Below are 17,711 nucleotides of genomic sequence, written 5' to 3'. Positions count from 1 at the left end.
CTTTATTTTTTAGTATTTGTCTTTGCAACGGCTCTATTTTTATTCTCACCTGAGATAATTGTGGTGCATTTCAATAATGGTATACCTGATGGTTATGACAATAGAATATTTCTTTATGTATTCTTTATTATTTCTGTATTAATTGGTGAAATCAGTATTTTGTTTTCAAAATATTATCGAAAAAAAGGAAATACACAAGAGTTTCCGTTACTTTTCCCAGGTGAAATTAGATTTCTTCAGGTTTATTTACTGATAAATTTGGCATTTATTTGTGCTATGATTCAACAAGTTCTTACCAGTTAGTATAGATTAAAAGGAGTATGAGATAGGATTCTCATGCTCTTTATATGTGAATTTTTCACAAATAAAAAAGGGATTGCAGTCACAATTAAGTGTTTACTGCAATCCTTTTTAGTTGAGCATGAAAATTGAAGTGTGAATTAAGTTTTGAGGATGTTTCTGTTTTGAATGTAACAATTAAAAAGACTAAGCTTTTTCTTGTGCGATGTTAGTTGATGTTTGTGTTTTAGCAAGGTAAACACCTGTCAATGTAATTAAAATGGCGATGATAGCTTGGAGATTTAAGCTCTCGTTGAAAATTACCCAAGCGTATAATGCGGCAACGACTGGCTGAGATAGGGTAATTAAGGATGATAGGCAAGCATTTACTTTTCCCAAACAATAAGCTAATAAGCCTTGCCCTAAAATTTGAGAGACGAGAGCTAGTGCCAAAAGTGGCCAAAGCTCACCAAAATTCTGTGGCACATAAAAGCCTTCGGTAAAGAAAATCACAGTAGCTAGTACCAGTAGAGTTCCAAAAGCACTGATAAACATAATGATGGTTGATGTTACCGAATCGCGCAATTTGTAAACTGTAATCATAAACATGGCGTAAAAGACAGATGAGCCAAGACTCAGTGAATCTCCAAGCAGACGGTCTGGAGACATACTCACTTTATTTGCCATGAGAACCAGCACACCAATAAGTGTAACGAGACCGCCAAACAAAAATTTAGGCGTCATTTTTTCTTTGAATAGGAAATAACTGACTGGAATAACAGTGAATGGGGTAAGATTCACCAAAAGATTGGCATTAGCCACACTAGTATACGAAAATGAGCTATTCCATAAAGTTAAATCACCCGCTAAAAATGCTCCCGCTAGAATAATTGTTGCGATTTGTTTGCGGTTTAAAGCCTGTAACTCAGACTTCTTGAGAAAAGGCATCAGCATGGGGATGGAAAATAAAACACGGTAAAATCCAGTGTTGATTGGTGGTAGGGGACTGAGTTTGACAAAGATGCCACCAGTTGCTAAAAAACAGATAGCTAGAAAAATTAAGAAAATATATTTGCTATCATTTGTACGATTTTGCTTCATTTTTTCACCTCAGTCTAAATTGTAAAGGATACGTGGTATAATAAAAAGTACCAGTATTTAAAAATTTTTAGGTGCCACTTTGGAGGAAATATGATACATCTTAATCGCAGTGCAGGGAGTAGTCCCCTGTACCAGCAGATTTACCAGCAGATAAAATCAGATATTTTGCAGGGCTATTTAGCGCCTGATGAGAAACTGTTAGGAACACGAACCCTAGCAAAAATGCTAAGCGTCAGTCGAAATACGGTTGACCGAGCTTACATGCAGCTGACCCTAGAAGGGTATATCGAGAGCCGTCAAAATGCAGGTTTTTACGTTTTAAAAATGCCAAAGGCTTTTCAGTCAGAAAGAACTTTGACCGAGCCCATTTTAAAAACTGAAGCCAAGTCTGATGACGACCACATTGTTTACGATTTGACCAACAGCAGCCATACGAGTAATCTATTTCCCAAGAAAGTTTGGAAAAAACATTATCAAAATGCCCTTGATGAGCTAGATAAAGCAGAGCAATTGTCGACCTTGCAGCCTTTTCAGGGAGAGTACAAGCTGAGAAAGGAAATCAGTCGTTATCTGGAGCGTATTCGTGGGGTAAAATGTCACCCAGACCAAATCATTATCACTAGCGGGCTTCAACAATCGCTGGATTATATTTGCCAGTTTTTGGGGAATACGAAAAGAAGTGTTTTGATGGAAGACCCGAGTTATCCTAAAGCGCGTGAAATCTTTAAGAAAAATCACTATCCTATCATAACTGCTGACGTTGATGACAAGGGCTTAGAATTGACGCAGGTAGATAGAAATGCTGAGATTGAAATGATTTACACCACACCATCTCACCAATTTCCGCTTGGTATGATTATGCCGATTTCTAGACGCCGTGAACTCTTGAGTTTTGCTGAAGCTCACAATTCTTTTATTCTTGAGGATGACTATGACAGCGAGCTCCGCTATTACCAACGTCCCATTCCAGCCTTGAAATCAATTGATTATCTGGATCGAGTGATTTATCTTGGGACTTTTTCAAAAATTCTTTCACCGTCTTTTCGTATGGGTTATATGGTTTTGCCAGAACAATTCACTGAGAGCTTTTTAGAAAAATTCAAGCTTTACAATAGCACGGTTAATCTCTTAAATCAGATTGCTCTAGCCAATATCCTATCGAGTGGTGATTACGACCGCTTGGTTCGCAAGATGAATCATGTTTTTAAAAAGCGCTATGAAGCCTTTAAAAAAGAGTTTGAGCAGTTTAACGCTCCCATAAAACTCTCTTCAAACGTCAGTGGACAGTATTTTTTGGTGACTTTTCCGGATAAAATCAACCAGTGTGATGTTATCAAGCGTGCAGAAAAAGAAGGTGTTCGAGTCTACGATACCATGCAATTTTGGCAAGAAAAAGCGGCTTGTCCGCAGGAAAGCCTCTTTCTTGGATTTAGTAAAATTGATTTGGAAGACATCCCAGATTGTGTCAGACGCCTTAGAAAAGCTTGGGAGAATTGATGAGCAAATTAAGAGACGGTGGGATTGGATTCTGATATACTAAGCCTAATGAAAAATGAAGGAGCTTTCAGATGAAATACATCGTTAACAAGTCCCACAATCCCGCTTACAATATTGCCTTGGAAGCTTACGCTTTTCGTGAATTGCGAGACGAAGATGAGCTTTTTATTCTCTGGATAAATGAGCCAACCATTGTGATTGGAAAACACCAAAATGCAATCGAAGAGATTAACAAGGCTTACACTGATAAACATGGGATTCATGTCGTTCGCCGTTTGTCAGGTGGCGGCGCCGTTTATCACGACCTTAATAATCTGAATTACACCATTATTTCTAATAAAACCCAAGAAGGTGCCTTTGATTTTAAGACCTTCTCACAACCTGTCATTGAAACCCTTGCTGATCTTGGTGTGACAGCGACCTTCACTGGAAGAAATGACCTTGAAATCGATGGCAAAAAGTTTTGTGGCAATGCACAAGCTTATTACAAAGGTCGCATGATGCACCATGGTTGCCTGCTTTTTGACGTGGACATGACTGTTCTTGGTAATGCCCTGCAAGTTTCAAAGGATAAAATTGAATCAAAAGGTGTTAAGTCAGTTCGTGCGCGTGTGACCAATATTTTGGATGAGTTGCCAGAAAAAATGACTGTTGAAGCATTTTCAGAACAATTACTTAACAAAATAAAAGAACAATACCCTGACATGACGGAGTATGTTCTTTCTGAAGCTGATTTAGAAAACATTCAAAATCTAGCCGATAACCAATTTGCCACTTGGGATTGGACTTACGGCAAATCACCAGACTACACCATCAAACGTTCAGTCCGCTACCCAGCAGGTAAGATTACAAGCTACGTCAAAGTTGAAAAATCGATGATTACAGGTCTTAAAATTTACGGTGATTTCTTTGGCATTAAAGATGTTTCAGATATTGAAGAAAAACTTATCGGCCTACGCTATGAATACCAAGACGTCTTAGACAAACTCCGAACCGTAGAGACTACACAATATTTCACTAATATCACCCCACAAGAAATTGCAAAAGCAGTGGTGGAATAACAAGAAACCAGCTAGTGTTGCTAGCTGGTTTTTATATCTATTAATCTAAATGATGTGTGTGTTTGGTAATCCATTGTTCTAACTTGATGTTAAGCTAGAATGAGTAAATACCTAGTGTAATGATTGTTAGAATTAACCATTTAATCCAATTTCCAAATAGCTGCATAGCTGTACCATCAAAGTAAAGACGGTGACCGTCGATGACAGTGTGTTTGACTTTCCAATTAATCATGATACAAATTCCCCATGGGGCACAAATACCAAGTGTTAAAATGGTAATCAAACTTGCAATAATGCTGTGTCCAATATAACTTAGCAAACCGCCGTCAAAATAGCTTTCTCGTCCCATGATATTTTCTCCTTTATGAAACATAGACTGAAAAAAGTTGTGAAAACGATATTAGTTTAGCATATTGACTAATGGTGTGCAATACAAAATGAAAAAATATTGAAAATTTCATTTTTCGTTATTAAGAATAAGATTATTTTGCTATAATGTTGAAAAAAGAGAATGGTGGTTTTATTATGCCTGAGATGAGACGACGTGACCGTGAAGTGAGAGATTTAGCAGAAATTAAAGCTATTATCGAAAAAAATATGATTTTGCACCTAGGTCTTTTTGATGAGGAATTTCCTTATGTTGTTCCTTTACATTATGGATATGAATTTAAAGAAGAAAATCATCAGTTTATTTTTTACATGCATGGAGCAAGGCAAGGACATAAACTTGATTTAATTGCTCAAAATCCAAATGTTTGTATCCAAATTGAAGGTGAAGTCATACCAGATTATGACCACGAGATTCCATGTAAGTACGGTGCTTTCTTTACCTCTTTTATCGGACGTGGAAAAGCAGAACTTTTAGAAAAACATGATGAAAAAGCACACGCTTTAAATCAATTAATGCAACATCAAACTGGAAAAAGATTTGAATTCACCGAGAAAATGACCAAGCCAGTAGCCGTGATAAAAGTCGTGGTAACAGATTATTCAGCTAAAGCGAAGAAAATGAAATCCGCAAAATAATGAAAAACAGCTAAACCAATGTTTAGTTGTTTTTTATGAGAAGATACAGAAAAATTAAAAAATCTCTTGACTTTGAGTAGGCTCCAAGGTGTAATATTAGTAGTAGCAATTCAAATAGGAGGAAAGAATGGATAGTTTTTCGGATAAGGCGTTAGAAAAGAATTACTTTTTTAGTAATCGTGATTTAGCTAAATTATTTATTCCATTAATTATCGAGCAAGGCTTGGAATTTTTGGTTGGGTTAATTGCTTCCATCATGGTTTCAAGGGTTGGTGAAGCAGCGGTGTCAGGTGTATCCTTGGTTGAATTCTTGATGGCACTCTTTATCAGTATTTTTGCGGCATTTGCGACTGGTGGTGGGATTGTAGCTGGTCAATATTTAGGTGACCGTGATGCTAAAAATGCTAACAAAGCCGTCAATCAGCTAGTTAAATTTACTTTATTTTTCAGTTTAGGGATTACGGTCTTGATTTTTGCGATTAAGCCTTTTATTTTGAGTCATTTATTCGGGTCAATCACACCTGAGGTTCACGCGCAAGCTGATCGTTATTTTAATATCGTTGCACTCTCAACACCGTTTATCGCTCTTTATAACTCAGGCGCAGCTATTTTCAGAACCTTAAATAAATCTCGCTTACCGATGAATATTATGTTAGTCATGAATGGCTTGAATATTGTCATGGGCGTCAGCTTGATTTATGGTTGCGGTTGCGGAGTTGAAGGAGTGGCTGTTCCAATTCTTCTTTCTCGTGTTGGTGCCATGCTGTTAATTCTGTGGTTTGCGCATCATATCAAGTCAGATTTGACCTTAGGAAACTTCTTAAAAGAAAAAGTCGACTGGCAAATGATTAAAAAAGTTCTTGGTATTGGACTACCATTTGGTTTTGAAAATGGTATGTTTTTCCTTGGACGATTGATTGTTTTGTCTGTTGTTTCCCTTTTTGGAACCGCAGCTATCGCCGCAAATTCAGTTGGTGGAACTATCATCATGTTTCAAGGTTTGCCAGGAATTTCAATTGTACTTGGTTTAGCTGTTATCATTTCAAAATGTGTTGGTGCTGGTGACTATGAGCAGGCTGAGTTTTACAAGCGAAAAGTTAGCCGCATCATTCATGCTGCAAATGCTTTATTTTCATTAGTTGTCGTTGCTTTAATGCCTTTTTTGATGATGATTTATGATTTGTCAGACCAAGCGACACATTATGTTTGGATTATTGTGCTTGCTCATGGGATTTTAGTAAGTATTTTCTGGAATTCAGGTTATGTCTTGCCTGTTGTCTTTCGTAGTGCTGGAGATGCTAATTTTCCAATGGTTATCGGTATTGCCTCAATGCTTTTAGTTCGCGTGGTATGCGCCTACTTTTTATCGGTCGATTTTGGTATGGGAATGCTTGGAACTTGGGTAGCTATGTTCTTAGATTGGATTGTTAAAGGTATCATTTATGAAATTCGCTACCGCAAAGGCACTTGGAAAAATTACAAATTAGTATGATAAAACTAAAAAAGGAACTGGATTATCCAGTTCCTTTTGAGTTGTTTAATGCAACAATTCGTGATAAATAGCTGCTTCATCGTCTTGGTCAACATTGAAAATGATTTTTTTGACATACTGACTTTGATCTAGAAATGCTTTAACAGTATTTACAGCGATTCTAGCAGCATCTTCGTTGATAAAGTGTTTGTCATGATTAGTTGCTAGGGATGATAGGGCAACAGATTCGAGTTGATTTTTTTCTGCCAGGGTTAGGCAAGAGAGGTAGCTTTGGGCAAGCAAATCAGCATCAGACTCTGTTAAGTGCTCGTTGATGGCAGGACCAACGGTGTGAAGAATGAATTTTGCTGGAAGGTTGTAACCAGGAGTGATTTTTGCACTGCCTTCTGGTTCGTCGTGCCCTTGGTCTTTCATAAGATTATAGCATTCCAGACGCAGTTGAACACCGGCATAAGTATGAATGGTATTGTCAGTGCATTCGTGAAGCGGTTGGAAGCAACCTAGCATTTGGCGATTGGCCGTATTGACGATAGCATCGACTTGAAGTCGTGAAATATCACCTTTCCAGACATACAAGCGGTCGTCTGTCGCAAGTGGCTGTAAATGATTTAAAAAAACGACCACCCGTTCAGCTTTTTTTAATTGAAGGTAATCATTTTGCATGATTAAAAAACGTGTTGAGACAGCCATTGGCGGTCTGACATTAAGAAGAGCACGCAAGAGAGTTTCTTGTCCAGGTAAGTCATCTGGAACATCGATGGCTTTAAATTGCGGATTCTCCATAATAAGGTAATCTAATAGGAAGCTTACCATTTCTTTCTTAGTCATATGGACTCCTTACTAATTTTAAAATCGCTTTCTCAAATGCTAGTATATCACCTTTTTAAGGAATTCGCATCAAGAAAAAGAAGTTTGAAAGTTGAAATTAAAAAAGTAGAGATTGCTTTTTCAGTCAATCTCTACTTTTTAATAATCAAATCAATAGCTTTAGCAAGGTTTTCTTCTTGCTGTTTAGGATCTGCTACGGGCTCTTCGATGACTTGATTGATTTTATTGCCAATGACAATACCAATGGTACGATTGATACTTGAGCGAACAGCAGTTAGTTGTGTCACAATGTCGATACATTCTTGGTCTTCGTCAATCATTTTTTGAATGCCCCGAAGTTGGCCTTCGGCACGTTTTAAACGGTTGATAATATCTTTTTTATCTGTTTTCATGAGGCCTCCTTTGATTTTATTATACCGGTGGTAGGTATAATTGTCAAACCTAAGACCTTTTCGTTGACAGGATAAAAGTAGCTATGATATTATTTTATCATACCTATAGGGGTATTCGATAGAAAGGAGAAAAAACTTATTTTTCTTAAAAAACTATTTTCTCAGTCAGTGAGAACAATTACGACAAGTGAACTAGAAGCTGTTATGCAGGACAAGTCTACGGTTTTACTAGATGTTCGAACAGCTCAAGAATACGCTAGGGGGCATATTAAAGGAGCACGACTTTTCCCGCTTGACAGAATTCATACCTACGAGGGTAAAAAAGAAAGTCCTGTTTACCTAATCTGTCATTCAGGAGCACGTAGCAAACGCGCTGCGAAACTCTTGAAAAAGAAAGGTTATGATGCCATTTCAGTTAAAGGTGGCATGCTTGCTTGGCAAGGAAAAACAATTGGAGGTAACAAATGAGTAAAATTTTGATTGTCGGTGGTGTCGCTGGGGGTATGTCAGCTGCGACACGTCTTCGCCGCTTGATGGAAGACGCTGAAATTATTGTTTTTGATAAAGGACCATACGTGTCATTTGCTAACTGTGGCTTACCTTTTCACGTTTCTGGGGAAATTGCAGAGCGTGACAACTTGCTAGTTCAGACACCTGAGCGATTGAAGGCGCGTTTTAACATTGATGTCCGTCCAGAATCAGAGGTCTTATCAGTTGATGCGGACAAGAAAGAAATCACCGTTCGTCATGATGATAAGGTCTACACAGAATCATATGATAAATTAATCCTATCACCAGGTGCCAAACCATTTGTCCCAGAAATGGAAGGTCTAGACAGTGCAGACAATGTTTTTGTGCTTCGCAATATTCCAGATTTGGATAAAATCATGGCAGCTTTATCTGATGTACAATCAGGAAATGCAACAGTCATCGGTGCTGGATTTATCGGGCTTGAAATGGCAGAAAGCTTGGCTAAAAAAGGTTTAAACGTAACTATCGTTGAAAAAGCCCCGCATGTTTTGCCACCACTCGATGAAGAAATGGCAGCCTTTGTGAAAAACGAATTGGCTCGAAACGGTATCACAGTTTACACTAATCAATCTGCCAAAGCTTTCAAAGAAAATGGAAAAGTGATTATTTTGGAAGACGGTAGTGAGTTGACTTCAGATATTACTATTATGTCTGTTGGGGTTCAACCTGAATCAAGTCTCGCTAAAGAAGCTGGTCTTGAGCTCGGCCTTCGTGGCGGTATTTTGGTTAACCAAAACTACCAAACAAGCAATCCAGATATTTACGCTGTTGGTGATGCCATTATTGTTAAACAAGAAATCACTGGTCAAGATGCGCTTATTTCTCTTGCCAGTCCAGCAAACCGTCAAGGTCGTCAAGTAGCTGATAATATTGCTGGGATTGCTCGCCAAAATAAAGGTAGCATCGGAACAGCTATTGTTCGTGTCTTTGATTTAGCAGCTGCTTCAACAGGACTTAGCGAACGTATTGCTCGTCAAAACTTTGATGATGTTGCTGTTGTTCATACGAATAACAAGGACCATGCTGGATACTATCCAGGAGCAACTGATGTTGTTTTGAAATTGATTTTCAATAAGAAAACTGGTGTTATTTATGGAGCTCAAGCAGTTGGTCAAAAAGGTGTTGATAAACGTATCGATGTTTTAGCGACAGCCATTAAAGCAGGCTTGACCGTGGCAGATCTTCCAGAATTAGAATTTACTTATGCGCCACCATTTGGAGCAGCAAAAGATCCGGTTAATATGGCAGGATATGCTGCACTTAATATCATTGAAGGCGTTAGTGAATCTATCCAATGGTATGAATTAGCTGACGAATTAGCCAAAGGCAAGGTCTTTCTTGATGTCCGTACTGAAGCAGAAGTTGCTAGAGGTTATATTGCAAATGGTATTAACATACCACTAGATAGTTTGCGTGACCGTTTGTCTGAGTTAGACCCTAACAAGGAATACATTATTAGCTGTCACAGCGGTCTTCGTTCTTACATTGGCGAACGTATCTTGAAACAAAATGGCTTTAAAGTGAAGAACCTTGATGGGGCATACCACCTTTATAGTACTGTAAAACCAGAGGAGATTAAACGTGATTAAATACATTTCAGCTAGTCAACTACAAGAGGCTTTAAAGGAACAGCCATTAAACATTATCGATGTCCGTGAGCGAATGGAGTTTGCCATGGGACACGTTCCAACAGCAGTTAACCTTCCTTTGAGTGAATTTGTATCTGGCTACCAAGCACTTGATAAAGATAAAACATATCATATCATTTGCCAAAGTGGTGCCCGTTCAGAACAAGCCTGCTTTTTTCTAGATGACCAAGGCTATAAAGTGGTAAATGTTGATGGTGGCACATCAGCGTGGCCAGGAGCATTAGAATACTAATAGAACATTTTCTTTAAACATCTTCCTATTTTTTAGCAGGGCAAATTTGTCCTGCTTTTATGATATAATCATTTTATGACTGATAAAAATGATATTTTACAAAGGGCTGAAAAGCTTGTTTATGATAAATTACACGCAGAAGCTAGTGGTCATGACTGGTGGCATGCGGTTCGTGTGAGAAATACAGCGCGTGAATTAGCCGAAAAAGAAGGAGCAGATAGCTTTATCTGTCAGTTGACTGCTTTGGTGCATGATATGGCTGATGAAAAGTTAAATGATGATCCTAAGCAAGCTCTAGCTAATTTAAAAGCTTGGCTCGTTGAGCGGCAACTTTCTCAAGCAGACGTTGAACACGTTATCCAAATCATCAATACCATGTCTTTTAAAGGAGATGGTAGCAGTGTTCCAGCAACTTTAGAAGGAAAAGTTGTACAAGATGCTGACCGACTAGATGCTATTGGCGCAATTGGGATTGCCAGATGTATGGCATATTCAGGTAGCAAGGGTCGTCCAATTCATGACCCCAGCATGACTGCCCGTGAACATTTGACTGCTGAGGAGTATCGTAATGGCAAGGACACAGCAATCATGCATTTTTACGAGAAACTGCTTAAACTTAAAGACTTGATGAACACAAGCCATGCTAGAAAAATGGCTGAGCACCGCCACGCTGTTTTGGAAGAATTCTTAAAAGAATTCTACGCAGAATGGGACGGCAAGTTGTAAGAAGGAGAGACTGATATGACGATTAGACGAGCAAAAGAAAGTGATATTTTAAAACTGATTGATTTACTAGAGCAAGTTCTCTTGGTGCACCACAAGGTTAGACCTGATTTGTTTCAAGAAAAGGGTGTCAAATATACGGAAGCCCAATTAGCTGAGTTGATTGCTGATGATAATCGTCCGATTTTTGTCTATGAAGACGAAGAGGGACAAGTTCTTGGACATATGTTTACCGTTATCGAGCAATCGTCAGCGCCAAAAGTGCCGCAAAAGACACTTTTTATTGATGATTTGTGTGTGGATGAAGCTGCGCGTGGGCAAAAAATCGGTGAGCAGTTATATCAGTTTGCCTTGCAGTATGCCAAAGAGATTGGTTGTTACAACTTAACGTTGAATGTCTGGAGTGCTAATAAATCAGCAGTTCGTTTCTATGAACGCCAAGGCATGACACCGCAAGAAACACGCATGGAACAGATTATTGATTAAAATAGAAGTCACGAGAAATCGTGGCTTTTTAGCAGCTGAAATTTCTAAAATCAAGTGCAGAAACCGCTTTATCTGATTATATAATTATGAGAATAGTTGTTAAATTGCTAATTTTAATGAGATACCGAAAATCTACTGCCAAATATGGGAAATTATGCTACAATTAAGGAGAACACAGTTAGCTAGAATAGCTGACTTTAATAGAAAGGGTAATAATGACTGACAAATCTACTTTGAACGATGTTCAAAAAATCATTGTTCTTGACTATGGTAGCCAGTACAACCAATTGATTGCTCGTCGTATCCGTGAATTTGGTGTCTTCTCTGAACTACGAAGCCACAAAATTACAGCAGACGAAGTTCGCGCAATTAACCCAATTGGTATCGTACTTTCAGGTGGTCCAAACTCAGTTTATGCTGATAATGCTTTTGGCATTGATGAGGAAATTTTTGAATTGGGTATTCCAATTCTTGGTATCTGTTATGGTATGCAATTGTTGACTGACAAACTTGGTGGTAAAGTTGTTCCAGCTGGACAAACTGGTCACAGCGAATACGGTCAATCAACACTTCGTCTAAAAGCTAAATCAGAACTTTTTGCTGAAACACCAGATGAACAAACTGTTTTGATGAGCCACGGCGATGCTGTTACTGAAATTCCTGCAGGCTTCCACTTGGTTGGGGACTCTGCTGATTGCCCTTACGCAGCAATTGAAAATACTGAGAAGAAAATCTTCGGTATCCAATTCCACCCAGAAGTTCGTCACTCAGTATATGGTAACGATATTTTACGTAACTTTGCTTTCCGAATCTGTGGTGCTAAAGGCGATTGGTCAATGGATAACTTCATTGATTTGCAAATCAATGAAATCCGTCAAAAAGTTGGAGACCGTAAAGTTCTTTTGGGACTTTCAGGTGGTGTTGACTCATCAGTTGTAGGTGTCCTTCTTCAACGTGCTATCGGTGACCAATTGACATGTATTTTCGTTGACCACGGTCTTCTTCGTAAAGGAGAAGGTGACCAAGTTATGAACATGCTTGGTGGTAAATTCGGCTTGAACATCATCCGTGTTGATGCTTCAAAACGTTTCTTAGACCTTCTTGCTGGCGTTGATGACCCAGAGAAAAAACGTAAAATCATCGGTAATGAATTTGTCAGTGTATTTGACGACGAAGCAAGCAAACTTAAAGGTGTTGACTTCCTAGCACAAGGTACTCTTTACACAGACGTTATCGAATCTGGTACAGATACAGCCCAAACAATCAAATCACACCACAACGTTGGTGGTCTTCCAGAAGACATGCAATTTGAATTGATTGAACCACTTAACACACTTTTCAAAGACGAAGTTCGTGCGCTTGGTACAGCTCTTGGTATGCCTGACGAAATCGTTTGGCGCCAACCATTCCCAGGACCAGGACTTGCTATCCGTGTAATGGGTGAAATCACAGCAGAACGTCTTGAAACAGTTCGTGAATCTGATGCTATCCTTCGTGAAGAAATTGCTAAAGCTGGTCTTGACCGTGATATCTGGCAATACTTCACAGTTAACACAGGTGTTCGCTCAGTTGGTGTTATGGGTGATGGACGTACTTACGATTACACAATCGCAATCCGTGCAATCACATCAATCGACGGTATGACAGCAGACTTTGCACGTATCCCATGGGATGTTCTTCAAAAAATCTCTGTTCGTATCGTAAATGAAGTTGACCACGTTAACCGCATCGTCTACGATATTACAAGTAAACCACCTGCAACAGTAGAATGGGAATAATGTACAGCGATTCGCAGTACATTAGTACAAGAGAGCTGATGCATTACCCCTGTGATAGCTGTCTCAGAGCAGGGAGCGAAAGCGACGATGTGATGAGGTTGCTGAGAGGTGAATAATATAACCACTTAGAAGAAAATCTTCTAGGTGGTTTTTTAGTTGAATTTATCAAATCAAGTGGTATAATATCAAAGCTTATTAACAGTATTTGTCTGGAATAAAGGAGGTTTGAAATGGAACTTTGGGATGCATATGATGCGCATTTGAATGTTATCGGTGGTCAAGTTTTGGTTCGTGGGAAAAAGATTCCAAAGGGTGTTTATCATTTGGTGAGTGAAGTTATCGTGAGGCATCAAGATGGGACTTATTTGCTAACTCAGAGAGATTCAAGAAAAAATCTTGGTGGTATGTGGGAAGCGACTGCTGGTGGTTCAGCTTTGCAAGGTGAAAGTCCTTTAGAGTGTGCCAAACGCGAATTGCGTGAAGAGACAGGAATCGTGACAGGTGATTTTGTTGAGGTGGGGCGAGTGTTGCACCAGAGACATCAGACCTATTATGTCAATTATCAGTGCCTTACTGATGTAGATAAGGCTAGTATTGTTTTGCAAGAAGGTGAAACATCAGCGTATAAATGGGTGACAGCTGAAGAATTGCGTCAAATGTCTCGAGAAGAACTAGCCACGCAGAGAATACAGAACTTTATCGAAGAATTGAGCTAACCAAATCTGGTTAGCTTTTTACTTTGTTTTCAATTACCTTTCATCACCAAAAATTAACCTCTTGTCCCAAACTATTGCTAATTAATAGCAAGTGTGTTTTACTATAATCAAAAGGAGGGTTGGAGGAGTGAAAATCACCATTGATGTCGATGATTCTTTGGAGCAAGATTACATTACCATTCATTGTAAAGAGTTGACAGATGATATCTTGGAGCTGCAAAAGACTTTGGTCAGTCAATCTTCTGGCAGTCTTCGTCTATCAGCTTTTCAAGATGATGTTGAGCATTTTTTGGAGCTTAAGTCCATTATTTTCATGGAATCTGATGGTAACTACATTCTGATTCACACGTCAACGGACATTTACAAAACAAGGCGAAAATTATACGAGCTGGAAGAGCTTCTTCCAAGGGACTTTGTCAGAGTTTCGCGCTCAACGATTGTGAATACGCTAAGGATTTCTGGCATTAAGAAAAATATCACGGGAGCTAGTGAGATTGCCTTTAGCCATTCCAGCAAAAAAGCTTACGCATCAAGAAATTACATTAAGGCACTTATTGATATTATGAATGAAAAGAGGTTAAAAAGATGAAAAGACATAGAATCAATTCCATTATCACAGGACTTTTATTAATTTTATTTGCTGCCATGCTAATGCTTAATAAAATGGGTATTCTGACAGCATTTCCGCCTGTAAAAATGATGCTGAAAGTAGTTTTAATTGCGATTTTAATTTACTTTATCATTGTAAATGGTTTTGGCAAACGTAGTTTTTTGGGAGTGACGGTGCCACTTGGTATTATTGCTTGCTTATTCTCTGACTTGCTTGGAATTAGCATGGTTTCACCTGTTACCATTATTTTGGTGTCAGTTCTCGTAGGGATTGGCTTATCAATGATTTTCGGTCACACACCAAGGGTAAATGTCGCATCAACTAAATACGAACACCGACAAAGCAATGGATTTAGTTCTAAAGAATATTCTGATAGTGAAGGGACTTTTGCGGTTGATAATAGTTTAGGCGAACGAACAGCTTATATGTCTGTTAATGAGTTAAGACATGGTAAAATTGAGAATGCTCTTGGCAGTTTGACGGTTTATCTTAACGGGACAAGTCTAGATGAAGCAGGGGCTACGATTGATATCGATAATGGCTTAGGTAAGCTGCAAGTCTATGTGCCAAAAGAATTTAGAGTACGCCTTAATGCTGACAATGGTCTTGGAAGTATTAATACACACGGCACATCATCTACAGATACTAACCAACCGCTCTTGACCCTTAACGTTGATAATGGTCTCGGTACAACAGATATTTATTTTGAATAGAATATATAGCCTAAAGCCTTAAAGAATTTCTTTGAGGCTTTTTGATTTCTTTCTTGAAATGCATTTTCAGGTAACGTATAATAAAAATGTTTTGAAAATTTAATGAAAATAGTTGTGGCAGCGACACTTAGAATCAGGAGATAACGATGACACATAAGCTACCAAGAATGAAAGTGCTTATTTTAACCTTGTTAATGGCTTTTATGGAGCTCTCAGCCCTACCTGCAGTTTTTTTAGGTCAAGTAACTTTCAAAGATATTAAACCAATGTATTTTACATTGATGCTAAATTTTATTCTAGCCTTACTTATTTGCTGGTTGTGCCAAAAATTTTGGATTAAATCATTGAAGTTTGGTTTACAAAAATCAGGTCTTTTTTCAGGTTTACAAAGATTTGGCTTACCAGCTGTGATTGCGACGCTAGCTGTAGCAATTACTTTTTGCATTGGCTTAGCACCATTTGATAATCAACCATCCTTTTGGCGTGTTTTAGTTGAAGGAATTATTTATTATATTGGTGTGGCTGTTGTAGAAGAAGTGTATTTGAGAGGATTATTGCAAAATCTTTTAGAAAATTGTTTTGAAAATAGCAAGAACGCAGCATTATATGCTATTTTGATTACCTCTTTTTTGTTTGGCTTTGGTCACATATTTGGGGCACTTGGACAACCACTTGCAACAATTATCTGTAAAACCGTCTGGGCAATGGCTCTTGGTGTTTATCTTGGTAGTGTCTATGTTAAGACGCGTAATCTTTGGGTACCAATCGTCTTGCACTTTGTTATCGACCTTTGTGGCATTCCTTTTTGCTTTTCAACAAGCAATCAATATCCGCAAATTGCTTTGGTAACGTCACTTGTAGCTTTTGTTCTGTTAGGTGTTTATGGTTTATTGCTCTTGAAAAATAAAGATTAAAAAGTTAGTGAAAGAAGTGAATGATACATGTATATCCATGAATTTGGCAATCCTGAACATCCTAAGGTAATCCTCTTAGCACCGATGATGATATCTGGTGAGAATTTATATCATTTGATGAAACCATATTTGAAAGGTGATTATTGTATTATTGCACCCGACCAAGGTGGTCATGGTAAAGCGGGACAGTATTTGAGTGCCGATGATGAATATCAACATCTGAAATCTTATTTGGAAGAAAAAGGGTATTTTGATATTAAACTGGTTTATGGCGCCTCACTGGGTGTAGCTATTGGATGGCGATTATTTAATGACCAACGTTTCAAAATTGAACACGCTTGGTTTGATGGAGTTGCTTTGAAGAAAAATGCTTGGTTGTTGGAAAATGTCACGCGCCTTCTTTTTAGACAAAAGAAAAGAGCACTAAAAAAGTCAGGCGCAGCTGCATCACATTCTCTTGTTAAAATGTATGGCGAGGATTTGGCTAAGTTGATGACGAAAAATTTTGATAGAATTACTAGTCAGGATATCGATGCTATTTGTCACGCATGTTGTCATTATAATTTACAGCTGTTAGCAGCAGAACAACAAAGCAAACTTCATTTAGAATATGGCGAGAAAGATTTTGATCTCGGCGTTTCTAAAAAAGCTTTTAAAAAATATCTTCCAGAAGTTGATGTGATTATCCGAAAAGGCTACCCACATTGTGGTTATTTTGCTGGTAATACGGCAGCTTATGTGACAGAATTAGAAGCATTTATAAAATAAAAAAATCTTTTACTCAATTTGGGTAAAAGATTTTTAAATATGATATGATAACTATAATTAATAATCACGATGAAGAGAATTATGAAAAAAGAAAATACGAAATTAAATAGAGTATGGCTATCATTTTTGATATATTTGCTGTTTTTTTGGCTAGGTAGTCTAATACTTAATCAAAAACAGCTTGTTTGGCTTCTTTTAGAGTTTTATGTCCTTGTGATTGATAGCTCTATTCTTTGGAAATACTATCGTTACTTGCAGCCTAAGCACCTGATTATTTCAGGCGGACTTTGTGGTTTGTATACCTTGTCTGAAATGATTCATCCAACACCCTTGTCGATTTTTAATATCTTACTTGTCTTTTTATCGGCTTGTGCTGTGATGGCTGTTTTTGCTCAAAAACCAGAAGGAGCACTAAAATGGTTTAAAGTACATTCAAGAAAAAGTATTGCAATAAGTGTTAGTATTGGAATACTATGTGGACTCATTTGGGGTGCTATTAATTGTTTGTTGATGTTAGGAAGTAATCCCCTTCAGCCATCCAGCGTTTTTAAAGCCTTTTTACTTTCTTTAAGCCCTGCTATTATTGAAGAAATTGCATATCGGACTGTTTTTTATGCTTTTTGTTTATCCATGGTATCTGATCAGAAGTTGAAGTCGAAAGGTCAGGAATTGACAACTTATGCCATGATGACTGTTCCGCATATATTACCGCATACGGTGGAGTGTTTTAACAATGGTTTTCTATCTGGATTGCTGGAATGGCTGATTTCAGTGGTTTTATACATCCTTATTTTTGGACTGATTTTTGCTTTTTTGCAGAGAAAACGAGATATTGTATCGGCTATGATTGCCCACGGTACCGTTGATTTTATTCGCTTTTGTTTATTTGGGTTGCCTATTTGATTTGAATGGGGT

21 protein-coding genes are annotated in these 17,711 nt (G+C 38.1%); 17 read left to right on the top strand and 4 right to left on the bottom strand.

All coding sequences use genetic code 11. The annotated features are described in order from the left end of the window. Nucleotides 1-303: DUF1648 domain-containing protein (locus SFC32_RS08025; protein ID WP_411216649.1), on the top strand; the 303-nt coding region annotated here is incomplete at its 5' end. A gap of 183 nt (nucleotides 304-486) precedes the next feature. On the opposite strand, the gene SFC32_RS08020 is transcribed toward SFC32_RS08025, so the two are convergent. After that, nucleotides 487-1,380, bottom strand: coding sequence for a DMT family transporter (locus SFC32_RS08020; RefSeq protein ID WP_411049686.1), 894 nt, complete (start codon nucleotides 1,378-1,380; stop codon nucleotides 487-489). 90 nt (nucleotides 1,381-1,470) lie between these two features. On the opposite strand from SFC32_RS08020, the gene SFC32_RS08015 reads away from it, so the two are divergent. Beyond that, the gene (locus SFC32_RS08015) at nucleotides 1,471-2,877 is read left to right on the top strand and encodes a PLP-dependent aminotransferase family protein (protein WP_411049687.1); all 1,407 of its coding nucleotides are present in this window, start codon (nucleotides 1,471-1,473) and stop codon (nucleotides 2,875-2,877) included. 71 nt (nucleotides 2,878-2,948) lie between these two features. Continuing rightward, a complete protein-coding gene (locus tag SFC32_RS08010; protein WP_411049688.1) occupies nucleotides 2,949-3,938 on the top strand; it encodes a lipoate--protein ligase in 990 nt (329 codons plus the stop codon). A 94-nt stretch (nucleotides 3,939-4,032) separates the two neighbouring features. Here SFC32_RS08010 and SFC32_RS08005 read toward each other — a convergent pair whose 3' ends face one another. Further along, nucleotides 4,033-4,287, bottom strand: coding sequence for a DUF898 family protein (locus SFC32_RS08005; protein WP_411049689.1), 255 nt, complete (start codon nucleotides 4,285-4,287; stop codon nucleotides 4,033-4,035). Between the two features lie 176 nt (nucleotides 4,288-4,463). Here SFC32_RS08005 and SFC32_RS08000 point away from each other — a divergent pair, with 176 nt between their 5' ends. Together SFC32_RS08000 and SFC32_RS07995 are read left to right on the top strand one after the other, a co-directional pair. After that, nucleotides 4,464-4,964 (top strand): pyridoxamine 5'-phosphate oxidase family protein, encoded by a 501-nt coding sequence (locus SFC32_RS08000; protein ID WP_081350238.1) that lies wholly within the window; start codon nucleotides 4,464-4,466, stop codon nucleotides 4,962-4,964. Nucleotides 4,965-5,091: 127 nt separating this feature from the next. Continuing rightward, nucleotides 5,092-6,456: an MATE family efflux transporter gene (locus SFC32_RS07995; RefSeq protein ID WP_411049690.1), complete on the top strand. Its 1,365-nt coding sequence runs from the start codon at nucleotides 5,092-5,094 to the stop codon at nucleotides 6,454-6,456. Nucleotides 6,457-6,501: 45 nt separating this feature from the next. Here SFC32_RS07995 and SFC32_RS07990 read toward each other — a convergent pair whose 3' ends face one another. Beyond that, the gene (locus SFC32_RS07990; protein WP_074868748.1) at nucleotides 6,502-7,284 is read right to left on the bottom strand and encodes a protein-ADP-ribose hydrolase; all 783 of its coding nucleotides are present in this window, start codon (nucleotides 7,282-7,284) and stop codon (nucleotides 6,502-6,504) included. 131 nt (nucleotides 7,285-7,415) lie between these two features. Further along, nucleotides 7,416-7,676 carry a metal-sensitive transcriptional regulator gene (locus tag SFC32_RS07985; protein WP_006532083.1) on the bottom strand — a complete coding sequence of 87 codons (261 nt, stop codon included), beginning with the start codon at nucleotides 7,674-7,676 and terminating at the stop codon, nucleotides 7,416-7,418. A 168-nt stretch (nucleotides 7,677-7,844) separates the two neighbouring features. Between SFC32_RS07985 and SFC32_RS07980 the strand changes: the two genes are divergently transcribed. The 12 genes from SFC32_RS07980 (at nucleotide 7,845) to SFC32_RS07925 (ending at nucleotide 17,699) form a co-directional block, all read left to right on the top strand. Next, entirely contained in the window at nucleotides 7,845-8,144 is a 300-nt protein-coding gene (locus SFC32_RS07980) for a rhodanese-like domain-containing protein (RefSeq protein ID WP_411049691.1), read from the top strand. Beyond that, nucleotides 8,141-9,796 carry an FAD-dependent oxidoreductase gene (locus tag SFC32_RS07975; RefSeq protein WP_411049692.1) on the top strand — a complete coding sequence of 552 codons (1,656 nt, stop codon included), beginning with the start codon at nucleotides 8,141-8,143 and terminating at the stop codon, nucleotides 9,794-9,796. Before SFC32_RS07980 ends, SFC32_RS07975 begins: the two co-directional genes overlap by 4 nt. Further along, nucleotides 9,789-10,088, top strand: a complete 300-nt coding sequence (locus SFC32_RS07970; protein ID WP_074563590.1) for a rhodanese-like domain-containing protein — start codon at nucleotides 9,789-9,791, stop codon at nucleotides 10,086-10,088. The genes SFC32_RS07975 and SFC32_RS07970 overlap by 8 nt, the downstream gene beginning before the upstream one ends. 75 nt (nucleotides 10,089-10,163) lie before the next feature. After that, nucleotides 10,164-10,814 (top strand): HD domain-containing protein, encoded by a 651-nt coding sequence (locus SFC32_RS07965; RefSeq protein WP_166044104.1) that lies wholly within the window; start codon nucleotides 10,164-10,166, stop codon nucleotides 10,812-10,814. A 15-nt stretch (nucleotides 10,815-10,829) separates the two neighbouring features. Further along, nucleotides 10,830-11,297, top strand: coding sequence for a GNAT family N-acetyltransferase (locus SFC32_RS07960; protein ID WP_411049693.1), 468 nt, complete (start codon nucleotides 10,830-10,832; stop codon nucleotides 11,295-11,297). 215 nt (nucleotides 11,298-11,512) lie between these two features. Next, nucleotides 11,513-13,075 (top strand): glutamine-hydrolyzing GMP synthase, encoded by a 1,563-nt coding sequence (guaA, locus tag SFC32_RS07955; protein ID WP_074482188.1) that lies wholly within the window; start codon nucleotides 11,513-11,515, stop codon nucleotides 13,073-13,075. Nucleotides 13,076-13,305: 230 nt separating this feature from the next. Continuing rightward, nucleotides 13,306-13,791, top strand: coding sequence for an NUDIX hydrolase (locus tag SFC32_RS07950; protein WP_074601844.1), 486 nt, complete (start codon nucleotides 13,306-13,308; stop codon nucleotides 13,789-13,791). 127 nt (nucleotides 13,792-13,918) lie between these two features. After that, a complete protein-coding gene (locus tag SFC32_RS07945) occupies nucleotides 13,919-14,380 on the top strand; it encodes a LytTR family DNA-binding domain-containing protein (RefSeq protein ID WP_411049694.1) in 462 nt (153 codons plus the stop codon). Further along, complete coding sequence (locus SFC32_RS07940) at nucleotides 14,377-15,114, top strand: LiaF transmembrane domain-containing protein (protein WP_074563607.1); 738 nt, start codon at nucleotides 14,377-14,379, stop codon at nucleotides 15,112-15,114. The genes SFC32_RS07945 and SFC32_RS07940 overlap by 4 nt, the downstream gene beginning before the upstream one ends. Before the next feature lie 146 nt (nucleotides 15,115-15,260). Further along, on the top strand, nucleotides 15,261-16,028 hold the full coding sequence (locus SFC32_RS07935) for a CPBP family intramembrane glutamic endopeptidase (protein WP_411049695.1): 768 nt from the start codon (nucleotides 15,261-15,263) through the stop codon (nucleotides 16,026-16,028). 27 nt (nucleotides 16,029-16,055) lie between these two features. Further along, complete coding sequence (locus tag SFC32_RS07930; RefSeq protein ID WP_411049696.1) at nucleotides 16,056-16,796, top strand: alpha/beta fold hydrolase; 741 nt, start codon at nucleotides 16,056-16,058, stop codon at nucleotides 16,794-16,796. Nucleotides 16,797-16,877: 81 nt separating this feature from the next. Next, entirely contained in the window at nucleotides 16,878-17,699 is an 822-nt protein-coding gene (locus SFC32_RS07925) for a type II CAAX prenyl endopeptidase Rce1 family protein (protein WP_411049697.1), read from the top strand. Nucleotides 17,700-17,711: the final 12 nt, after the last annotated feature.

This window comes from Streptococcus sp. TATVAM-FAB8 (genome assembly GCF_046592795.1).
Classification (GTDB): Bacteria; Bacillota; Bacilli; order Lactobacillales; family Streptococcaceae; genus Streptococcus; species Streptococcus ruminicola.
This window is presented reverse-complemented; position numbering and strand designations above follow the sequence as displayed.